We start from the raw sequence: 22,630 nt of genomic DNA, 5'->3' as shown, positions 1-22,630 counted from the left end.
AAGCCTTCGACTCCGCTCAGGGTGACATTCGTTTTCAAAAGTAGTAGTTATCGGTTATTTCTTAACCCCGACAGGTTTTTAAAACCTGTCGGGGTTAATTTTTTGTCAGGCTGAGCGAAGTCGAAGCCCTTCCCAATAAGCAAGCCTTCGACTTCGCTCAGGGTGACATTCGTTTTCAAACGTAGTAGTTGTCGGTTATTTCTTAAACCCGACAGGTTTTAAAACCTGTCGGGTTTAATTTTTTTTGTCCGGCTGAGCGAAGTCGAAGCCCTTCCCAATAAACAAGCCTTCGACTCCGCTCAGGGTGACATTCGTTTTCAAAAGTAGTAGTTATCTGTTATTTCTTAACCCCGACAGGTTTTAAAAACCTGTCGGGGTTAATTTTTTTGTCCGGCTGAGCGAAGTCAAAGCCCTTCTCAATAAGCAAGCCTTCGACTCCCCTCAGGGTGACATTCGTTTTCAAAAGTAGTAGTTATCGGTTATTTCTTAACCCTGACAGGTTTTAAAAACCTGTCGGGGTTAATTTTTTTGTCCGGCTGAGCGAAGCCCTTCCCAATAAGCAAGCCTTCGACTCCGCTCAGGGTGAGATTCGTTTTCAAAAGTAGTAGTTATTGGTTTATTTTTAGAACGGTGGCTTCGACTCAGCTCAGGGTGACATTCGTTTCAAAAGTACTCCTTACCAGTTTATTTCTTTCTTTTCTCCTTTTTTCAAGACGACATTTTCTTTTTTATCTCCGCTGATTAAGGTTGTTTTCCCTCCTGTTTTTGAAGAAACTGAAACTTTTTTCAGCCTTTTATTCTGCCATTCCATTTCAATTTCGAATCCGCCGCGGGCACAGATTCCTTTTACGGTTCCGCTTTCCCAAGCGTCAGGTAAAGCCGGCAATAATCTGATTTCGTTTTCATCCGATTGTACCAGCATTTCTGCTACGGCAGCGGCACCACCAAAATTCCCGTCAATCTGGAAAGGCGGATGCGCATCGAATAAATTCGGGTAGGTTCCTCCTCCTCTTCTGGGTATTTTCGTTTTTTTACCGTCCGGATCTACGTATCGCAACAACTCCCTGAACATTTTGTACGCGCGATTGCCATCCCAAAGTCTTGCCCAGAGGTTAATACGCCAGCCTTTTGACCAGCCTGTTGTTTCATCCCCTTTTATTTCGAGTGTTTCTTTGGCAGCATTGACTAAATCCGGTGTTTTTAAAGGTGTAATATGATCGCCCGGAAAAAGTCCGAACAATTGGGACTGGTGACGGTGTTTCGGGTCTTCGTCATTCCAGTCGAAATACCATTCCTGCAGGTTTCCTTTTTTACCAATCTGGTACGGATACATTTTTGAAAGCGCTGCTTCCAGCTTTGTCCTGAAATCGGAATCAGTATTCAAAACCTTCGCTGCTTTAATGGTTTTCTCAAAACATTCGCGGATCATGGCCAGATCGGCTGTTCCGCCATACATCGTTGCCCCGATAAAACCATCAGGAGCGATGTATTTATTTTCGGGAGACGTAGATGGCGATGTAATTAATTTGCCGTTTTTATCGGTAGTCATCCATTCCAGAAAAAATTCCGAGGCGCCTTTCATTATCGGATAGCCTTCTTTTTTCAGGTATTCTTTGTCCTGGGTAAAAACATAATGTTCCCAGATATGCGTACTTAACCAGGCTCCAGATAATGGCCAGCAGGCCCAGCTTGGATCTTCTTTTCCGAATTGCCCTACCGGATTTGACATCGCCCAGATATCCGAGTTATGAGCCGATGCCCAGCCTTTGTTCATGCCATAAAAAGTCTTTGCCGTTACTTTTCCGGTTACGGACAGGTTCTTTATAAAACTTAAAAGCGGCAAATGCATTTCTGAAAGATTGGTGTTTTCGGCCAGCCAGTAATTTTCCTCCAGATTGATATTCATCGTATAATTACTGCTCCAGGGCGGATTGAGATAAGGATTCCATATGCCTTGCAAATTGGCCGGGACACCCATTGTCCTTGAACTGCTGATCAGCAGATAACGTCCGTACTGAAAATACAGGATTTCTAAGTTTTTATCTTCTTTTCCGTCAGCGTAGCGCAATAAACGTTCGTCTGTCGGAAGATCCGGTGCAGTTGTTTTTCCTAAATCGAGATTTACGCGGTTATAGAATTTCTGATAATCTGCAATATGATTTTCTTTTACTTTATCGAATGGCTTAGCAAAGGTCTTATTGAGGTTTTGCAATGCAATGGCCACATCGTCTACCCCTTCGGTGGCCGGATTTTTGTCAAAACCATTAAAACTGGTGGCCACAGAAACGTAAATAATAGCTTCGGTTGCTTCTTTGAGGCTTAAAGTTTCTCTGGAATTTGTAATTTTTCCGTCTGTTTTTTTAATTTGGATTAAGGTAGTAAATCGCGTCCCTCTTTCTTTTACGTCTTTGTATTTTGGCAAAAGCGTGTATCCTTCGTTTTCATGAATGGGTGCAAAACCAGTCATGACCAGTATATTATTTCTTACCTCAACCGTTGATTTCAGTAAACTCTTTAAATTAATGTCAAAATTTAAAGCTCCTTTCTGATCGCTTGTCAATTTGATCACCATAACCTGATCGGGAGCTGAGACAAAATATTCGCGTGTATATTTGATGCCGGCCATTTCATAACTTACTTTTGATATGGCATTCGAAATATCCAGTTCGCGGCGGTAATTGACTGCTTTTCCTTTCTCGGAATTATTGATTTCCAATGTTCCCAAAGGCGCAAAGGACTCGGAGTTTTTACCCTGAATTTTTTTATTTAACTCATCGGCCACTTTGTAGTTTTCATTTTTTAATGCTTCGCGAATCGCCGGAATATTTTTGTACGCTTCGGGATTCATATTCGCATTTACAGGCTCTCCGGACCAAAGTGTGGCGTCGTTCAAATAGATTTTATCGGAATTGGCGCCTCCAAAAACGGTAGCTCCCAATTTTCCGTTTCCTAAAACCAGGCTCTCTTCGAAGAATTCAGCCGGCTGATTGTACCACAAAACATGAGTGGACTGAGCTGTAGCTTTGATACAGAAAGAAGTGAGCAGTAAAATGAAAAATGTTTTTTTTATGATGGTTAGATTCATAAGCTGGTATTTTTTTGCTTTTTGATATTTTTTTAGCTTCTCGTATTGCTACAATTTATCGATTTACGATTGTTTACTTCGTCTGCTCGTTATCGCCCGGTTTTTCTCGTCGAAGGACAAAAAACGAATTTTCCTGTTTGGCCGCGTGAGGGATAGGAGCTAACTACCGAAGTAGTGCGGATAGCCCGACTGCATCACGATAAGAGGGCGCCTGTACACCCTGTATGTTTGCCCTCTTATCGGGATGTGGTCACGCCCAAATATCTTATTTACTAACTTTATATTTCTCACTGGCTGTTATCATTTCCCAATTATCTGTTCGAAATGGCGATGCCGGAAATTTTTCTTTATTGAAAAGATTGATTTCGGTATCGTCGTCTGCCCAGCCGTAATGAACAGCAACTGGATTTGGAACTTCGCTAGCGGAAACGATTATTTTGTTGTTTTTTATAATGGCTTTCGCCGGATGAAATACTTTGTCGGCACCTGCGATTTCGAAACCTTTTAGATTTCCTGAAGAATCGGCGGTTGTTAATCCTGATCCGGTATGATCGAAAGTCAGAACGATTTCATTTCCTTTTATTTCCATTGATTTATACAAAGGACCGCTGAAAACCTGTTTTTTGCCATAGACATTATTCATTGCGATTGCTGCCAGACGCAGACCAACGTCCTGTTTGTTGGTTGGATGAATATCTTTTGCATTTCCGATATCGGTCGTTACGGCCATTCCGGTGTTGGGTAGTTTTAACGTTTCGGTTTGTGCTTCGCGAAGTTCTGCCCAACGGCTTCCTTTCTGACTGTTTCCTCCAAACTCGTTGAAGGTGGATAATTGTACAAAATAGAAAGGAAAATCACCCTGATTCCATTTTGTTCTCCAGTCCGCAATCAGCAGCGGGAATGCTTTTTTATATTCTTTTGCTCTCGAAACATTGGCTTCACCCTGATACCATAAAACACCCTGAAATGCGTATGGAACCAACGGATTTACCATGGCATTGTACAATAAGGATGGATAACTGTTTGGCGAAACTTCGATTTTTACTTTTATCACATTAAATTTCCAAAGTCCTTCAAGCGGCAGGACTACATCTTTAAAATCGATTTTTAAGTCGGCCGGATCACCGTAAATTCCGCCACCGCCGCTGTAATCTGTAATTCTGACTGAAATTACGTTTGTTCCTTCTTTCAAAACATTTGCAGGGATTTTGTAAACTCTCTGTTTGTCCCAAAGATTGTTCGTTCCTACTTCAACTCCGTTCACATACGTCTGGTCTTCATCATCAACTTTTGACAAATACAAAACAGCCTCTTTTTTGGCTTGTTCTGCTGTTAAAACAATGGTTTTTCGCATCCAGACAATGCCGTCCATATTCCCCAGCTGCTGATTTTCCCAAAGTGAAGGGACTTTTATTTCCGGCCAGTTTTTATCATTGAAATTTGGGTCTTTAAACTGGTTTTCGTTTTCCATTGAAACTTCAAAACCCTGAACTTTTCTAACATTTTCCAGAACTGATTTTTTATAGCTTTCAAAAATCTCGTCCATATTAACAGACGGAACATCAGCAATCATGGCCTTAAAATCATCGCTGTTTTGAAATGCTTCGTGACTCGTCCAGGTTTCTACGTTGGTTCCGCCCCAGGAGGTATTGATGATTCCGATCGGGATTTTTAATTCGGCATATAGTTTTTTAGCGAAATAATATCCGACAGCGGTAAAATTACCTACTGTTTCCTTGCTGCTGACTTCCCATTTTCCTGCTTTTAAATCGCTTTTTGGCGAACCGCTTAAATCCTGTGCCACTCCAAAATGACGAATCATCGGATAATTGGAATCTTCGATTTCTTTCTGGGCATTCGTTGTTTTAAAAACCTGAAATTCCATGTTGGATTGTCCGCTGCAAATCCAGACTTCACCAACCAAAACATTTTTGATCGTGATTTTATTTTTTCCTGTAATGGATAATTCAAAAGGACCACCCGCTTTTTCGGGGCTTAGATTAACGGTCCATTTGCCGTTTTTGTCGGCCTGAACGGTTTTGGCCTGTTTGTTAAAATGAATTTCTACTTTTTCACCGGGATCGGCCCAGCCCCACACCGGAATTGGTTTATTGCGCTGCAGTACCATTCCGTCAGAAAACAACAGGGGCATCTTCACATTGGCATTGGTGATTATACTGAAAACCAGAAAGAGAAAGATGATATTTTTCTTCATTTTTTTTTATTTAAAATTAAGCATAAAAAATTACCGCAAAGTCACAAAGCAATCACAAAGTTCGCTCTAGTTTGCGTCCCTGCGGTAATCCCTGTAACTTTGCGGTAAACTATTTTTTATTGCAGTCCTTCGATCAGTGCGCTTAACGCCTTCGCGTCGAAAACCGTATTATTGGATCTGTTAAAGATTCCGAAACTATTGTCTCCGGTACTTCCTTCATCCCAGTAAAAAGGTAATAATCCGTTTGCTTTTGCTTGTTTTACTACTGTTTTCAGATAATAGGCTCTTGAATTCAAATGTAAGGTCAAAGCGTCTCCCGTTAAAGAAGTTCTGCGGATTGCTCCAAACTCTCCCAGTAAAACAGGAATTCCTTTGTCTACAAACTGCGTTTTCATCAATTTGAAATTATTGGCTAAATCGGTTTCTTCTCCCCAGGTAGCATTGCGCTCTGTGTCTGTTGCCGAATGAAATCCGGTTCCCCAGTAATAGAACATTTTCCCCCAGCTTTCATCTTTGGTCAGGCCGGCAAAATTCCACGGAGAATAATAATGCACCTCCACCATCATTCGGTTGGCGATTTTATCTACAGGCAGGTTAAGCATTAGTTTGTTTGTTTTTTCGATATCGGTTGCCGGTCCCTGAACTACTAAGGTACGATAGGCATTTTTACCTCCGGTTGCACGAACGGCATCGATAAAAGTCTGGTGATAGGAGGTTAAAACGGCCATTTGTCCTGCATCTTCAACATTGGGTTCGTTGGCACTGGCAAAAAGCAAATGCTCATCGAAACCTCTGAAGTGTGTTGCTATTTGTTCCCAAAACGCCTTTTGTTTGGCATTGTTTTCTGCTTTTTTGGCTTCGGTAATGTTATTTTCCAGCCATCCACCGTCCCAGTGAATGTTAATGACCACATACATATCATTATCTACGCAATATTGCACGACTTCTTTGACCCTGTTTAACCAGTCCGTTTTTATTTGTGCTGTGGCGGTATTGGCTACATACTGATTCCACGAACACGGAATTCTGATGGCATTGAATCCATTGGCCTTAACCGCATCAATTAATGCTTTTGTCACTTTTGGATTCCCCCAGGCTGTTTCTCCGTTGGTGGCTTCCATTGTATTTCCGATATTCCAGCCCAGTTTTATTTTTGCTGCGAGTTGTACTGCGGTACTGCTCATACCTGAAGCATCTGCTGCGACCGGATTGGTATTGTAACTTGGATATAGCCCCTGCCCGACTGCGACAGCACCAGCCTGAGAAACCGAAACCTGTAACGGTGCCGCTTCTGCTGAACTGATTTTGATTGTAGCTGTTCTGGTGTCTTTTGTTTTGTTTTCTAAAGCTGTAATGGTTACCAGACTGGTTCCCTTACTTCCGGAAGTCTTGCTCAACTGAATCCACGTGGCATCTGAAGCACTTATGGTCCATGAGGTAACTTCGGCCGAAATGACAACATTGGCAGCACTTTCTTTGGCTTCGAAATCTATTTTGTTTGTATTTACCGTAAGCGTTTTTCCGATCGTGTTTTCCGGTACGTCTTTTTCTGAGCTACAGGCAAAAACGCCGCTTACAGCGATACAAAGCAGGGCCGTAATAAGGTAATTTTTTATACTCTTTTCCATTTTATAAAATCAAAATTCGTTAAGAAGCTCCTGACCCTCAGGCAACCCATTCTATTTCATTTATTAAACATTTCAGACTATTCGAATGAATTACCATATAAGTCATATAAGTATTTCATTTAAGCTAAACTTATATTTCCTCACATCACTTATATGGTCAAAACCGCTTTCCTGTTATTTTTTTACTTAATGCTAATGGTAATTTCTTTTTTGATGTCTCTCGAAGAATTTCCTACTTTCAAAATATATTTTCCCGGTTCAACGGTCCATTTTTTTGCCGTTACATCATAATACGCCAGTTCTTTTACCGGAACTTTGATGGTTACGGTATTCGAACTTCCTGACTTAACGGCTGTTTTTTTGAAACCTTTTAATTCCTGTGCGGCACGTGTAATTTTCGAATCGGTTTTTGAAGTATACAATTGTACGACTTCTTTACCATCGACTTTTCCGGTATTTTTTACCTCAACCGAAACGGTAATGGTTTCGTTCAACGCATATTCCGATTTATCTGCTTTTGCATTATCGAAAGCAAAAGTGGTGTAGGATAACCCGAATCCGAAAGGATATAAGGGCGCAATATTTTTAGTATCAAACCAACGGTAGCCTACTAAAATTCCTTCTGCATAGTTCACTGTTTTTCCTCCCGGGAAACTGTTTGTGGCATGGGCAGGGGAATCCATGATTTTTTTAGGCATTGTCCATGGTAATTTTCCGGATGGGTTTACTTTTCCAAGTAATACATCTGCCAACGCATTTCCACCTTCAGAACCGTTAAACCAGCTCCACACTAAAGCGGACGTTTTTTTGCTCACAGCATCAATATCGAAAGGCGCTCCGGCTACCATAACCACAATAGTCCTTGGATTTACGGCCAATACTTTCTGAATTAATTCTTCCTGTCCGAATGGAAGGTTTAAATTCCTGCGGTCAGAAGCTTCAGTTTCGTAATCACGGTTGGAACCTGCAAAAATGATGGCAACATCCGATTTTTTAGCGGCTTCAATGGCTTCCTGCAATTTAGCCGGATCTAACTGGTCTATCGTAACCGGTCCGTTGGAAGTGATGTTTCCTAAATTTCCTTTGTTTTTTTCATCGTAACGTTCCAAATAACCTTCTGCATAATTGATTTTAATAGAGGAAGGCAATCTGTTTTTCAGACCTTCTAACGGAGTAACTTCTCTTTTGGTTTTTACACCGGCTCCGAATCCGCCCAGGGCATTTTTCTTCGTGGCGTTGTTTCCGATTACTGCGATCGATTTTACACCGTCCAGTTTTAACGGAAGTGCATTGTTTTCATTTTTAAGCAATACGATATCTTCTGCTGCAATTTTGTAGGCATCCTGATAATGTGCTTCTGTTGCAATACTTCCTTTAGCACGTTCTCCGCCACCCATTGCCTTTACCTGAAACAACATTCTAAGAATACGTTTTACATGCAGGTTGATTTCAGCTTCCGAAACTTCTCCGGACTTCACGGCAGCAATTAATTTGTCTGCCAGGAAAAATTCATTGAAAGGTTTTGGTGTTCCCATTTCAATGTCCAGACCATTTTTCAATGATTTTGCTGTTGAATGCACCGCAGCCCAGTCTGAAACTACAATTCCTTTGAATCCCCATTCGTCACGAAGGATTTTATTCAGCATATAATCATTTTCACATAAATATTCGCCTCTGAATTTGTTATAAGCGCCCATGATACTGTAGGATTTTCCTTCTTTTACTGCCGCTTCAAAAGCCGGTAAATAAATTTCACGAAGCGTACGTTCGTCAATTTGCACATCGACAAAATCACGGTTCGTTTCCTGATTGTTTGCTGCGAAATGTTTCACGCAGGCCATTACATCTTTTTCCTGTAAACCCACAATTAACGGCACTGCTATTTTTTTGTTCAAAAACGGATCTTCGGACATGTATTCGTAGGTTCTTCCTCCCAGTGGTGTTCTTACCATATTGATGGCTGGCGAAAGCAGCATATCCTTATCCCTGGCGCGTAATTCTTCTCCTAAACTGCTTCCGAAAGTATGGGCCATCTCTGTATTCCAGGTAGCGGCCAAACCTCCTCCGGCAGGATAATAGGTAGCAAAATCGTTCGTTAAACCAGCGGGTGCCCAATTGTCACGTGAAATTTCTTCACGAACTCCCAACGGTCCGTCGGCCATTTTTAATTCCGGAATACCCAAACGTTTTACGCCACCGGTACTAAACATACTGTTACCGTGCAGCATTCCGATTTTTTCCTCAATGGTCATTTGACCAATCAGTTTATCTATTTCGGCATCATGTGTGGTGTCTATTTCTTTTCCCTGATATTCTTCTGTCTGAGCGGAAGCAGCACCTGAACTCTGAACATCGTTTTTACAAGATGCAAATGCGATAAAAGCCAAAGCTGCCGACAGAAATAGTATTTTATTTTTCATGCTTACTAAATTTATTATGGTTTTGTATGTTCGTTATTTCAGCGGTTATTGTTTTACGAGATTCAACAGAAAAACATCATTTTCATTGATTTTGAAATCTTTACTGTAAGTTCCTTTTGAATCTATCACTACTTTTTCTGATGCAACTAAAGCACCACTATTTTTCTCTTTAATCTGATGTACCTGCTCTGCTGTGAGTTGTTTTGGTCTTCCCATCGCAAGATAGTCTGCGTAAGCATCATTTACTTTATAGCCTACCTTATAAATTTCCAGAATATATTTTCCTTTCTGCAGTCCGTCGATTTCAATTTTTACCTTTCCTTTTTCCCGGGATGGTAAATCCTGAATGTAATAGGTTTGATTCAGCACTTTGTCTCCGGGATGTGTATTGGTGAAATCCCAGAATAAAAGCTGAACATCTCCTTTTGAGTTTTTACAAACCCATGATGAAGTATCTTTATTTTGGAGTTCTGTTTCTCCTAATTTATTCAGAAAAGAATAGGAGAAGTAAGCCGGTTTTTTAATTCCCTGAAGATTCAGCAATCCGAAACCGCCATGAAAAGGTGTGTACCTCGGGCCTGCTTCTTCGAAAATATCGGTAAAAACCCAATACGACATGGAGTTCGCTGCATTTCCCACCTGTTTTAGTTTCTGCAGAATATAAGCTGCCGAGTGATAACTATCGTGAATGGGATCGGCCGGTGTATAGGAGGAACTCCATTCTGTATAATGCAATTCAAGATTTGGCTTAGCGGAATTCGCAATCTGCTGACGTGAATTCAGAACATCACTACTTACACTGGTATCGTCTTTATTCAGGATGGTTCCGGAAATTCCGAATTCATCTAAATACCCGCTTTTTACGCCGTAGCTATGCGTCGAAATAAAATCGATCGGCACCTTATTTTTAGCACAAAAATCAATAGTTTCCGGAACCCATGCCGCTCCCGCTGTTGCAGGGCCTCCGACTTTGTACGCTGTATTTACGCTTTTTATGCCGCGGGCTGCATATTCATACAATTTAAAATAATCTTCCTGGGTTCCTGTCCAAAATCCGGGTGAAAGATTTGGTTCATTCCAGACTTCAAAATACCAGGTTTTTACTTCTTCTGCTCCGTAACGCTGGGTGAAATGCGCGGTTAAGTTTTGTATAAAGTCTTCCCATTTTTTATAATCTTTGGGAGGTGTAACATTTCCTTTCCACCAAAAAATGGTCTGATTTCCACTGGCAAGCCCCGATGGCATGAATCCTAATTCTACAAAAGGTTTCATTTTGATACTTACAATAAAGTCGAACAAAGCATCTACATACTGGTAATTGTATTGTGGGTTTCCTTTTTCATCTTCATAATAAACGGCCATATCATCTGATAATAAACCGTGCATTCTGATGTATTTAAAATCACAGTCTTTTTTCAGCATTGCCAGTTGCTGCTGCCAGTCTGCCCGTAAGCCTTCATTGGCTCTTCCGGCTCCGACACATTGTTTAAACATAGTATTGAATGCTCCTGCCGATTTAGTATAATCGACTTTTATAATCCGGTCTTCAGCAGCTTTCTGAGCAGCGGAATTCTGTCCGAACAATTGACCATTGATCAGACTTATTAAAATAAAGAGCAGTATTACATTTTTTTTCATAGTATTTATTCTACTGTGATTACGATTGTTGCCGGTTTTAATCCGTTTGCTTTGGCGGTTAGTTCTAGTCTTCCGGTTTCATTACCGGACTGAATTACGACTAGGCATTTTCCGTTCAGTGCTGTATGTTTTGTTCCTTTATACGATTCATGACTTACCGGATCTCCGCTGCAGACCCCGACAATCTTTCCATTTCCTTTTAGGGAGAAATTGATTTCGTTGTTTGCATTTGGTGCCAAAACTCCTTTTTCGTCCAAAATATCAACCGTTACAAATGACAAATCATTTCCGTCGGCATTGATGGTACTTCTGTCTGCCGTTAATTTTAAGTTGGCTGGATTTCCGGCTGTTTTAACTTCCGTTTCTAAAACAATCTTCCCGTTTTTACGCGAAACTGCTTTAAGTGTCCCGGCCTGAAATGGAATTCTCCACATCACATGCAAATCATCTCCTTTTTTACTTCTGATTCCGACTGATTTTCCGTTAAGGAAAAGTTCAACCTCATCTGCTTTATTGTAGTATGCCCAGACATCCACATTTTGTCCTGCCTTCCAGTTCCAGTGTGGCAGGATATGCAGCACGGTTTTGTCTGTCCATTCGCTTTGGTACATATAATACACATCTTTTGGGAAGCCGGCTAAATCTACAATTCCGAAATAAGAACTGATCGACGGCCATTCGTACGGTGTGGGTTCACCGATATAATCGAATCCGGTCCAGATGTACATGCCCGAAAGGAAATCGTATTTTTTGATGACTTTCCAGGTGGCTTCGTGCGTAGAGCCCCAGGGAGCCTGCACCTGATCGTAAGCCGAAACGGTATTGCCCGGATTTCCTCCTGTAAATTTAAGATCCCATCGTACCGGCCATTTTTTTAGGGTGTCTGAAACTGCATCATAATATCCGCGGGTTTCCAGGGCGGAAGTTGTTTCGGTTGCTATAAATGGTTTGCCAGGGAAATTTTTCTGATGATATTGATAGGTCTGATGCGCATAATTGTATCCGATAAGATCTAAAACTCCAGATTTTGCGATGGCATTAAACTGAACATTCTTTTTTTCGAATTGTAACGTTACCTCATCAATATTCATGTTTACCGGCGGATTCATCGCTGCGGTCAACGGACGTGTTTTGTCGTACTGACGTGTAATGGCGGCCAGTTCTTTGGCAATTGTCACCCCGTTTTCGTTCCATTGTTCGGGAATTTCATTTCCGATACTCCAGATAAATATACTTGGGTGGTTTCGGTCACGCAATAACTGATCTGTTAAATCTCTTTTGTGCCATTTGTCCCAGTCATTGGCATAGTCGTATTTGGTTTTGTTTTGTTTCCACATATCGAAAGCTTCATCCATGACAATGAAACCCATTTTATCGCAAAGATCCAAAAGTTCCGGAGCAGGCGGATTATGGGAGGTTCTGATCCCGTTTACGCCCATTCCTTTCAGAATTTCCAACTGACGTTCGATAGCTCTTGTGTTAATGGCTGACCCTAAAGGACCTAAATCATGGTGCATACAAACGCCTTTTATTTTCACCTGTTTTCCATTCAGGATAAAACCTTTATCTAAATCAAATTTAAAATCCCGGATTCCGAAACTGGTTTTATAGGCATCAATAATGGTATCGTCAAGTGAAATTTCCGTCACTGCCGTATACAGTTCCGGTTTTTCGACAGACCATAAAATCGGTGTTTCAACCTGTACTTCCTGTTTAATCGTTTGATTGGCATTTCCACCAATTGTTATATTTTGGGTAACCGATGTTACTTTAGTGTCTTCTTTAAAAATAGTAGTGGTTACGGTTGCTTTTTTCGAATCTGAATATTGATTCTGAATGGTCGTTTCAACTTGTACCGAAGCTTTTTCGGCCGTAACTTTTGGGGTGGTAATATAAGTTCCCCATTGTCCTACGTGAAGTTTGTCGGTAGTTTCGATCCAGACATTTCTGAAAATTCCGGAACCGGAATACCAACGTGAATTGGGTTGTTTTGAATTGTCAACCTTTACAATTATTTCATTGTTTTGATCTCCGTACTTTAGGTAAGGAGAAATTTCATATTGAAAACCAATATACCCGTTAGGGCGTTTTCCTAAATAATGTCCGTTGATCCAGACTTCGCTGTTTTTATAGACACCATCGAAAATGATTGAGATTACTTTGCTGCTGTCCGCAGCGGCAACTTTGAATATTTTTTTATACCAGCCTAAACCTCCGTTTAGTGCTCCGCCTCCATATCCGGCAGGACTTTTTTCATCAAATTTTCCTTCGATACTCCAATCGTGCGGGACATTTAAAGTCCGCCACTTTGTTGCAGTTCCGATGGTATCTTTATCAGTAATACTATCATTCAAATGAAAGCTCCAATCTGAATTAAAGGAAACTTTCCGGTTCTTAAATTTTTGATCACCCGATGTATGGCATGCCGTCAATACAAGAAAACATCCAAAAAGCAATCCTATTTTTTTATATAAAGTTAGCTGAAGCATAGTATTGTAAATTTTAAAATAACCTGAAAGCGTTGAAACTTTCAGGTTATTGTTAAACTAAAAAACTGTAATATTTAAGGGATGATGTAATGGAAAACAAACCATTCATCCTTAGTCGCATCGTAAGATGTTCCTAACCAAATACCTTTAGTAAGAAAACCGGTATTATAGGCTTTCACTACTTTGATCACATTCGTGGTAGGATTCATCCAGCTGGCTGCATTTTGAAGCAGTGTATTTGTTCCAAGATTAATTTCGTTGGTTGCGGCATTTATGGTAAATAAACCTGTAGTAACTACTCCGTTTTGGCTGCGGGTATAGTTCAGTTTACCTTCCCACTGATCAAAACGTATCCATGAATTACCGGCAATTGCTGCCCAGTCATCGTTCCATCCCCAGTTATAAGAATCATTAGGTCCTTTGGTCCATCCAATACCTTTTCCAACCCAGTCCACCGGGTTTCCTGCTGCATCTAATTTCCATACTCTTCCTGCACCGGCTCCTCCTGTTAACATGGTCAGCAATTCTCCAGGGGCAAAAGTTGGATTGTAACCTTCGTCAAGAACAGGGTCCGTAACTACAGGAACATAGTTGTCTGCATATTCTTTAGAAACGAAATTCCAGATATACCACCATGGGCCTTCACTGTTGGTTCTCTTAATAGCAATTCGCAACTGATTATCCGTAAGTGTTAATACTTTAATATCCGTGTTCCAGTTACTTGCATTTGCAATGTAATTGTCCGGTCTTAAAATAGTTGCCCCTGTTGTAGTTATCGTATGAGCATTAATATCAAGGAAATAAGATCCGCTTTCGATACTTGTTCCATTTGCTTCATGAACGGTCATAAAAGGTCCTCCATCAAGGCTGAATGTCATGTATCTTCCCCAGTGCATATCAGCATCTGTACTTGAATTTGCATTTCCTGCAGGTTCCCAGTTTGGAGAAAATTTACCCCATTCTACTACTGTGCTTGGATCTGCAAAAGACATCGCACCCGGAGCTAAACCATACTTACCATTATCAGCAATCCATGATTTTTTATGACCTACTCCACCAGATAATGCAGTCCATAAAGGATCATTAACATAATTTAAGTTATCCTTACTTACCGTAATGGTTACCGGATCTAACTCAACGATACCACCATCTGTAACAGCTGAAATTTTAATGGTATAGTTCCCTTTAAAAGCATATTGCACTTTTTGTTCTGCTTTATTAGATTTTCCGGTAACATAATCCCAGTTTAATACCACTCCGGGAGTTGTATTTTTTAATAGTACTGTATTTCCTCCCGGATCTGTAACCAGATCCTGGGTAATTTCAAAATGTATATCCGATTTAGCCATCGGCTCTTCCAGAGAATAGGTGTCCGGAGAACAAGAGGATATCAGCAATGCTGCTAACATCACAAATGATGTCATTAATAATTTAATATTTTTCATTTCTTTTCCTTTTAAGTTAAAATTACCAACCCGCATTTTGCTTCAAAACCCCACCTGATAATGTGATCTGAGTATTTGGAATTTGTATCAGTCCTTTTGTTTCCTGAATTTTACCTGCAGAAATTGTTTTTGTTGCCGGTACTCCTCCATTTAGTAAAGTTGTTGTTTCTGCAATTGTAGAAGAAGCTTTTCCAACACCCTGACGTAATAAATCATAGTATCTTATCCCTTCAAGAGCAAACTCCAGACGTCTTTCATTCAAAATATTTTCAGGACTTACCGGTAATGCTACAAAATTTTCTTTGTACGCTCTTTGTCTAACTTCATCAAAGTAAAGCTGAGCACTTCCGCTTCCCAATTCTGCAGCCATTAATAAAACGTCTGAATATCTTAACACCACATAATCCTGAAATTGACTGATGTCCCAAAACTGACTTCCCATAGCAATCGGAAGATCTACTCCGTCTTTATTCACCATTGGAGAATATTTTTTGTTGTAGTAACCTGTGTATTCTCTCTGGCTGTTCTTTTTATCAAATTTGATCTTTTCTTCGTCAACTCCGATGATACTTGCTGTACGTCTTGTATCTGTTGCGCTGTAAGCATTCCATAATTTTGAATTTACGGTAACACCCCAACCACGGCCATACGGATAAGAGGAGAATTCTCTCATTCCAAACATTACCATCCATTGGTTACTGTCTGTATTTCCGTTATAATCACTTGTATAGGTGTATTTAATAGAAAAAACAAATTCTTTATTGGCTTCGCCTGCATACTTTTCTACTGAAGCTGCCGGCCATAAAGTAGAAAAATCAGCTACTAAACCATGACCACTGGAAGCGATAACATCTTCTAAATGTGCTAAGGCCTGAGTTTTGGTTACGACACCGGCTAAATCCGTTTTTCCGTAATATCCTGTGTAATATAAATAAACGCGTCCCAGTAAAGATTTTGCTGCCCATTTTGTAATGCGTCCGTTTGGTTTCGCATTATAGGCTTCTGTAGGTAAATTGTTTGAGGCAAATACTAAATCTTCTGCAATTACTTTATAAATTTCTTCCGGAGTTGCCTGCGGTACGTTCTCAGAAGAAGGTGCTGTTAACAAAGGCACACTGCCCCACAAACGGGCCATTTCAAAATACAGATAGGCTCTGATAAATTTAGTTTCAGATTCGTATGTATTTCTTAAGGCAGTATCCCCGTCCCATTGAATCTGATCCATTTTGGACAATAGCATATTACAACGGTAAATTCCTTTGTAATAAGCAATCCAGTTGGTGTTCAGTAAATCAACATCTGCAGGAGATCGTGTAATATCAAACTCATCTATGGCTGCATAATTGTAACCATCTGAATTTCCGGTACCTCCAAAACAATCATCAGACATTACTTCGCTTAATACCGGAACTCCCATTCCCGCACCACCTGTTGCCACCTGCATTCCGTCATAACAACCTACTAATGCTACATAAGCATCCTCTTTTGTTTTGTAAAAACTTGTATCTATTGGTGTCATCGGCTCTGTTTCTAAACTACAAGAACCCAGAGATAATAAACTCAAACAGAAAATATATAAATATGTATTTTTCATCTTTTTATTATTAAAGTTTAACATTTAATCCCATCATGAATGTTCTTGGGCGTGGGTAATATCCAACATCTACACCTGATGAAAATTTTTGGTCATCGTTTGAAGAGCCAAATCCAATTTCAGGATCCATACCGTTATACTTTGTAAAAGTGTAAAGATTTAATACTGAAAAGTAAAGTCTGAACTGGCTTGCAAAAAACGGTTTTGACTGTTTCATTTTTGCCAAATCAAATCCTAATGTTACCGTGCTGATTCTTAAGAAATCTCCATCCTGAACATACAAATCTGAAAACTGTGTAAAGTTTCTGTTGTCTTCTGTTACTCTTGGTGTTGTGTTCGAAGAACCTTCTCCATGCCAACGATCTAATATGGCAGAAGTATAATTTCCGTATGCACCCGATTGGTTTCTGTAGGATTGTACAATTTGGTTTCCTGCCACTCCATTCGCCAAAACCGAAAAGTCAAATGCTTTGTAGCTACCTGATAAAGAGAATCCATAAGTAAAGTCAGGATTAGGATTTCCGATACTGGTTTTATCAGTAGCGTCAATTTTATCATCTCCGTTTGTGTTTACATAAATAAGATCCCCCGGAGCTGCAGTAGGCTGTAATACTACGCCGTTTGCCGATTTGTAATTGTCAATTTGTGCCTGGTTTTGAAAAACACCTCCGGTTTTATATCCCCAGAAATAGCCTAACGGGTATCCGTTTTGTGCTCTGTAGAATTCGCTTGAATTGTCATAAAGTTCATTAGGCAATCCATGAATAATTCCATCTGCTGTAGGTATCGCACCCACTGTATTTTTGTTGTAAGCACCATTTGCACTAATATTGTATTTAAAATCTCCAATATTGTTTTGGTAATTTAAACTCACCTCAACCCCTTTATTTACTACGTCTCCTCCGTTAATAAATGGTGCGTCAGCTCCTCCTGTTGCCAAAACAGGCGCTAATATCAACCAGTCTTTGTTGGTTTTCTGATAAAAATCAACCGTAAAGTTTAAGGCATTGTTTAAAAATCTGGCATCCAGACCAAGGTCAACCTGCTCTGAAGTTTCCCATTTCAAATCGAGATTAGATAGTCTGTTTGGATAGGCTCCGGGAGTAAGAGCCCCTTCTTCTCCAAAATTATAATTGGTATTATTTACTTTTATTGGTGATAAGTATTGAAAAGCTCTTGCGTTCTGGTTTCCTACTTGTCCCCAGCTTGCTCTCAATTTAAGAAAATTGATCACTTTCGAATCTTTTAAAAATTCTTCGTTTGACGCAATCCAGCCTCCGGAAACGGATGGGAAATAGCCCCACTCATTCTGTTTGGCAAAAATGGAAGATCCGTCAACTCTAAAAGTAGCATTTAACAAATACGTTTCCTTAAAGCTGTAATTTAATCTTCCAAAATAAGACATTCTTTTTGTCTGTTGCTTGATACCATTTAATGCTATTTTGGCGCCGTCTTTATTGGTTGTATTGTCTAACCAGGCATGTTCGAGGTCACTAAAAAACGAATCTGCATTTGAAGCCTGTATCGTAGTTCCGTCAAAATTTATAGAGGATGTTCCGACCATGGTCTCAAAACGGTGCGTTTCGGCAACATTAAACTTATACGTCAATAAGTTATCCCAGGTAAGTGTTTTACCTTTGTTCATGTTTTGAGTTACTTTATCAAAAGCGCTGTTGGCATAGATCGATAATTGATATTTAGGGAAGTATGAATGTCCTTCACCTGCATAATAATCAAGGCCTAAAGTAGTTTTGAACGTTAAGTTTTTTATTGGCTCTATCTGTAAGTAAACATTTCCAAGCAATTTTTGGTTATTGCTTTCATTCTGATTATTATACACCATTAATGCGTAAGGATTTGCCTGACCTGCCAACCACGGCTCACTGTTTTTGGTACTGTCGTAATAATTACCATTGGCATCGTACATTGGTAATAATGGTGATACCTGAAAAGCGCTTCTTAAAGAATTGCTGTACTGATTTCCAACTCCGATTCCGTTTTTATTGATGTAAGCAAAACTTAAGTTCTGACCGAAAGTCACTACATCTTTGTATAATTTATGTTCTGAATTGAATCTGAAATTATAACGCTCATAGTTCGATAAATCTTTACCTCCTACGACTCCTTCCTGCCCTAAATAAGACAAGGATGCAGAATAAACAGAAGTATCCGAACCACCGGAAGCCCCAAATGAGAAGTTTTTAGTCGCGGCATTATCCGTTAACATATGATCCATCCAGTTGGTTCCTTTTCCTAATCCTGCAATTTGTGCATTCGTAAAATAGGGATTTTTACCAGAGTTTACGGCAGCTTCATTTAATATCGTTGCATATTCTTTAGCATCCAGTAAATCTACCTTTCTGGCTACCGATTGTACACCGTAATACTGATCAAAAGTCATTTGTCCTGCAGCACCTTTCTTACCCTTTTTGGTGGTAACCAAAACAACTCCGTTAGAGGCCTGCGAACCATAAATTGCAGCAGATGCAGCATCTTTTAATACAGAAATAGATTCTATATCTGAATTGCTTAAATAAGAAATATCACTTGTAAGGATTCCGTCTACCACATATAGCGGACTGCTTCCTGCTGTTGACCCCACACCTCTGATCACCACATTTAATCCTTCTCCCGGTTGCCCTGAAGTAGACGTAATCTGGATTCCCGCTGCCTGACCCTGAAGAGCCTGTAGTGCATTTGTCGTATTTGTTCTGGCAAGATTTTCTCCACTAACCTGAGTAACAGCATTCGTTACCAGTGTTTTTTTCTGTGAACCATACCCAATTACGACAACCTCCTTAAGGTCTGCCGCTTCTGTTTGTAAAGTAACCGCAATTGTTTTCTGGGTTCCAACAGTGATACGCTGTGTTTTAAATCCCATAAAACTAATGACAAGTACGTTGCCCGTTTTTGCTTCCAGTTTAAAGTTCCCGTCAAAATCTGTCGAGGTTGCCGTTTTTGTTCCCTCAATTCCAACGGTAGCACCCGGAACGCCCATACCGTCTTCTGCTGATTTTACATTTCCGGTTACAACCTGCGATTGTTCCTGTGCAAAACCAGATTGTATTGTAAAGACGCTTAGCAGCAGCGCCATACAAAACGGAAGCATTGTTGTTTTTATACAATATTTGCTTTTCATAATAATTAAGAATTGGTTAAATTTATAGTTAGTTACCTTATAATTTAATTTAGTATGCATTCGAAATAATCTGTTCGAATAATTCCTGTCTTCCACTTAAGGGCTGAGGTTCTCCACTTGCACGGGCAATTTTGCTAAGATCTTCCAGAGACAATTCCCCGTTTTCGAACTTCGCTCCGTTTCCGCCGTCAAATGAACTGTAACGCTGTGTGCGTAATTTTCTGTAATCTGTATTTTGTAAAATATGATCGGCACAGATTAATCCTCTTGCAAAAACATCCATTCCTGAAATGTGCGCAATAAATTTGTCTTCTAAATCAATTGAATTTCTTCTCACTTTGGCATCAAAGTTTACACCGCCGCCCTGAATTCCGCCACCTTCAAGGATAACCAGCATCGCCTGGGTAACTTCCTGAAGATTAATCGGGAACTGATCGGTGTCCCAGCCATTTTGGTAATCCCCTCTGTTGGCATCAATACTTCCTAACATTCCCGCATCGACAGCAACCTGCAATTCATGCTCGAAAGAATGTCCGGCAAGCGTCGCGTGGTTCACTTCAAGATTTAATTTGAAATCATCCTGAAGTCCGTATTTATTTATGAACCCTAATGAAGTCGCCGCATCAAAATCATATTGATGTTTGGTAGGCTCCATAGGTTTTGGTTCAATTAAGAAGTTTCCTTTGAAACCTTCTTTACGGGCATAATCTTTACACGTATTTAAAAACCTTCCTAAATGGTCCAGTTCTCTTTTCATGTCTGTATTCAAAAGGCTCATGTATCCTTCACGGCCTCCCCAGAAAACATAATTTTCACCCCCCAGAGCAATAGTAGCATCGATCGCAATTTTTGCCTGAGCTCCTGCATACGCCAAAACATCAAAGTTTGGATTCGTGGCTGCACCGTTCATGTAACGCGGATTGCTGAATAGGTTCGATGTTCCCCACAACAATTTAATTCCGGATTCCTGTTGTTTTTGTTTGGCGTACTCCACCATAGTCTGGATGCGGGTTTCAAATTCTGCCAGAGTCGGTGCATCATCCACCACATCTACATCATGAAAACAATAATAAGGCAAACCTAACTTGGTCATGAATTCAAAAGCGGCATCCATTTTGTCTTTCGCTCTTAGAATTGCATTTTCGTTTTTATCCCATGAAAAAGTTTCCGTCGAAGCCCCAAACGGATCGCCTCCTGTATTACACAGCGTGTGCCAGTAAGCCATTGAAAAACGCAAATGTTCTTTTAAGGTTTTACCTGCAACGACACGATTTTCATCGTACCATTTAAATGCTAACGGGTTATCACTTTCTCTGCCTTCGAATTTAATCGTGTCTATGTTTTTGAAATAGGTTTGTTTTGTTGTGCTCATTATTGTTGTTCGATTTTAATGTGATTTTTCCATTCCTGATATAAATCCTGATATTGACTGGTCAGGATTGTATTGGGTTCAATACGGTCTAAACATTGTAGTCCCTGAAAAGCTTCTTCCAGCGAACTGTAATATCCGTAACCATAAGCAGCGCCTCTTGCGGCACCTTCAGCTCCTGAAGTATTGTATAATTCTAAAGTAGTTTGTGTCGTATTGGTAAAGATTTCCCTGAAAACCGGACTTAAAAACAGGTTTGAATTTCCCGCTCTCACCACAGTTCCTGAAACTCCTACTTCTTTCATGACATCAAAACCGTAGTTCATGGCAAACACGATTCCTTCACAGGCCGCACGAACCAAATGAGAAGGCTGATGGATATTGAAGTTTAGATTCTGAATTCCGGAAGTTGCATTTTTATTATTAAAAATACGTTCCACGCCATTTCCGAAAGGGTAAAAACGAAGTCCGTTGCTACCGGCTTCCACTTTTGCCGCTTCAGCATTTAGTTTTTCGTAAGCGATCAGTTCGGCTTTGTCTACCGACATTATTTTTCGCAGCCACTGGTATAAAATTCCGGAACCGTTAATACACAACATTACACCGTTGCGTTTTTCGGTTTCTGAATTATTAACGTGTAAAAAAGTATTGATTCTGTTTTGTTTGTCATAGGCATCCTGATCACTCACGGCATATACAACTGCCGAAGTTCCGGCTGTTGTGGCTATTTCGCCGGGTTTCAAAACGTTCAGTGATAAGGCATTGTTCGGCTGGTCTCCTGCGCGATAGGTTATTTTTACAGCTGAATTCAATCCCAATTCCTCAGCAATTTCTGCGTGAACAGTGGCCTGAATTCCGAAATTTGAAACAATTTCCGGAACAATTTCTTCCGATAATCCCATCCGGGACAGAATTTCAGTCGCCAGTTTTCCTTCTGAGAAATTCCACAAAGCAGCTTCCGATAATCCTGAAGTACTGATTTGGGCTGTTTTTGATAATTTCGCAGCAATAAAATCACCCGGTAACATCATGTATTTTGCTTTCGCGAAAATTTCCGGCTGATGGTCTTTTACCCATTTTAGTTTTGAAGCGGTAAAATTTCCAGGGCTTCCCAAAATTTGTCGCTGGCAATTTTCAGCTCCGATCTGATCATAAATCGTATCTCCAATAATCGCCGCACGGCTGTCGCACCAGATGATTGAAGAACGAACCGGATTTAAATTCTCATCGGTCAAAACCAATCCGTGCATTTGATATGCGATGCCGATTCCGGCAATTTTTTTTAAATCAATATTTGATTTTGAACCTAATTGCTGGATTCCGTCTTTTACATACGTCCACCAGGATTCCGGATCTTGTTCGGCCCAGCCAAATTCCGGGGCAATAATTGGCATTTCAAAATCAGGAGCGCTAACCGCACCAATAGTTGTTCCTTTTTCCGGATCAAATACAGAGAGTTTTACAGATGAGCTTCCTAAATCAATTCCTAAAAATAACATCAGCTATATTGTATTTAATTAAAGAATTATTGTTGTTTTGCAAACTAATAGTCAAATTGAACTTATCTTATGGTAAATTTGACTACAAGTGTAAAACATTTTTTCTATA

At 40.2% G+C, this 22,630-nt stretch carries 11 protein-coding genes; all 11 read right to left on the bottom strand.

The annotated features are described in order from the left end of the window. Positions 1-676 precede the first annotated feature (676 nt). On the bottom strand, positions 677-3,085 hold the full coding sequence (locus tag LPB89_RS04220) for a glycoside hydrolase N-terminal domain-containing protein (protein ID WP_230700403.1): 2,409 nt from the start codon (positions 3,083-3,085) through the stop codon (positions 677-679). 265 nt (positions 3,086-3,350) lie between these two features. Continuing rightward, positions 3,351-5,300: a sialate O-acetylesterase gene (locus LPB89_RS04215; protein ID WP_230700402.1), complete on the bottom strand. Its 1,950-nt coding sequence runs from the start codon at positions 5,298-5,300 to the stop codon at positions 3,351-3,353. Between the two features lie 116 nt (positions 5,301-5,416). Beyond that, positions 5,417-6,928, bottom strand: a complete 1,512-nt coding sequence (locus LPB89_RS04210) for a cellulase family glycosylhydrolase (protein WP_230700401.1) — start codon at positions 6,926-6,928, stop codon at positions 5,417-5,419. Positions 6,929-7,110: 182 nt separating this feature from the next. Then, complete coding sequence (locus tag LPB89_RS04205; RefSeq protein ID WP_230700400.1) at positions 7,111-9,348, bottom strand: glycoside hydrolase family 3 C-terminal domain-containing protein; 2,238 nt, start codon at positions 9,346-9,348, stop codon at positions 7,111-7,113. A gap of 45 nt (positions 9,349-9,393) precedes the next feature. Further along, a complete protein-coding gene (locus tag LPB89_RS04200; protein ID WP_230700399.1) occupies positions 9,394-10,986 on the bottom strand; it encodes a glycoside hydrolase in 1,593 nt (530 codons plus the stop codon). A 5-nt stretch (positions 10,987-10,991) separates the two neighbouring features. Beyond that, on the bottom strand, positions 10,992-13,475 hold the full coding sequence (locus LPB89_RS04195; protein WP_230700398.1) for a glycoside hydrolase family 2 TIM barrel-domain containing protein: 2,484 nt from the start codon (positions 13,473-13,475) through the stop codon (positions 10,992-10,994). A gap of 74 nt (positions 13,476-13,549) precedes the next feature. Then, positions 13,550-14,920: a hypothetical protein gene (locus LPB89_RS04190; protein WP_230700397.1), complete on the bottom strand. Its 1,371-nt coding sequence runs from the start codon at positions 14,918-14,920 to the stop codon at positions 13,550-13,552. A 22-nt stretch (positions 14,921-14,942) separates the two neighbouring features. Beyond that, entirely contained in the window at positions 14,943-16,514 is a 1,572-nt protein-coding gene (locus tag LPB89_RS04185) for a RagB/SusD family nutrient uptake outer membrane protein (protein ID WP_230700396.1), read from the bottom strand. Between the two features lie 10 nt (positions 16,515-16,524). Next, positions 16,525-19,653, bottom strand: coding sequence for a TonB-dependent receptor (locus LPB89_RS04180; protein WP_230700395.1), 3,129 nt, complete (start codon positions 19,651-19,653; stop codon positions 16,525-16,527). 49 nt (positions 19,654-19,702) lie between these two features. Then, entirely contained in the window at positions 19,703-21,025 is a 1,323-nt protein-coding gene (gene xylA, locus LPB89_RS04175; RefSeq protein ID WP_230700394.1) for a xylose isomerase, read from the bottom strand. Further along, entirely contained in the window at positions 21,025-22,521 is a 1,497-nt protein-coding gene (locus LPB89_RS04170) for a xylulokinase (protein ID WP_230700393.1), read from the bottom strand. Before LPB89_RS04170 ends, xylA begins: the two co-directional genes overlap by 1 nt. Positions 22,522-22,630 lie beyond the last annotated feature (109 nt).

It is taken from the genome of Flavobacterium sp. ENC (genome assembly GCF_020991415.1).
In the GTDB taxonomy this organism is placed as follows: domain Bacteria; phylum Bacteroidota; class Bacteroidia; order Flavobacteriales; family Flavobacteriaceae; genus Flavobacterium.
The sequence above is the reverse complement of the archived record's forward strand: the minus strand, read 5'-3'. Positions and strand labels throughout refer to the sequence as shown.

Coding starts and splice junctions, on each gene's coding strand:
- xylA (WP_230700394.1), bottom strand. CDS start 21,025: ATGAGCACAACAAAACAAACCTATTTCAAAAACATAGACACGATTAAA.
- LPB89_RS04220 (WP_230700403.1), bottom strand. CDS start 3,085: ATGAATCTAACCATCATAAAAAAAACATTTTTCATTTTACTGCTCACT.
- LPB89_RS04210 (WP_230700401.1), bottom strand. CDS start 6,928: ATGGAAAAGAGTATAAAAAATTACCTTATTACGGCCCTGCTTTGTATC.
- LPB89_RS04205 (WP_230700400.1), bottom strand. CDS start 9,348: ATGAAAAATAAAATACTATTTCTGTCGGCAGCTTTGGCTTTTATCGCA.
- LPB89_RS04180 (WP_230700395.1), bottom strand. CDS start 19,653: ATGAAAAGCAAATATTGTATAAAAACAACAATGCTTCCGTTTTGTATG.
- LPB89_RS04185 (WP_230700396.1), bottom strand. CDS start 16,514: ATGAAAAATACATATTTATATATTTTCTGTTTGAGTTTATTATCTCTG.
- LPB89_RS04215 (WP_230700402.1), bottom strand. CDS start 5,300: ATGAAGAAAAATATCATCTTTCTCTTTCTGGTTTTCAGTATAATCACC.
- LPB89_RS04190 (WP_230700397.1), bottom strand. CDS start 14,920: ATGAAAAATATTAAATTATTAATGACATCATTTGTGATGTTAGCAGCA.
- LPB89_RS04200 (WP_230700399.1), bottom strand. CDS start 10,986: ATGAAAAAAAATGTAATACTGCTCTTTATTTTAATAAGTCTGATCAAT.
- LPB89_RS04170 (WP_230700393.1), bottom strand. CDS start 22,521: ATGTTATTTTTAGGAATTGATTTAGGAAGCTCATCTGTAAAACTCTCT.
- LPB89_RS04195 (WP_230700398.1), bottom strand. CDS start 13,475: ATGCTTCAGCTAACTTTATATAAAAAAATAGGATTGCTTTTTGGATGT.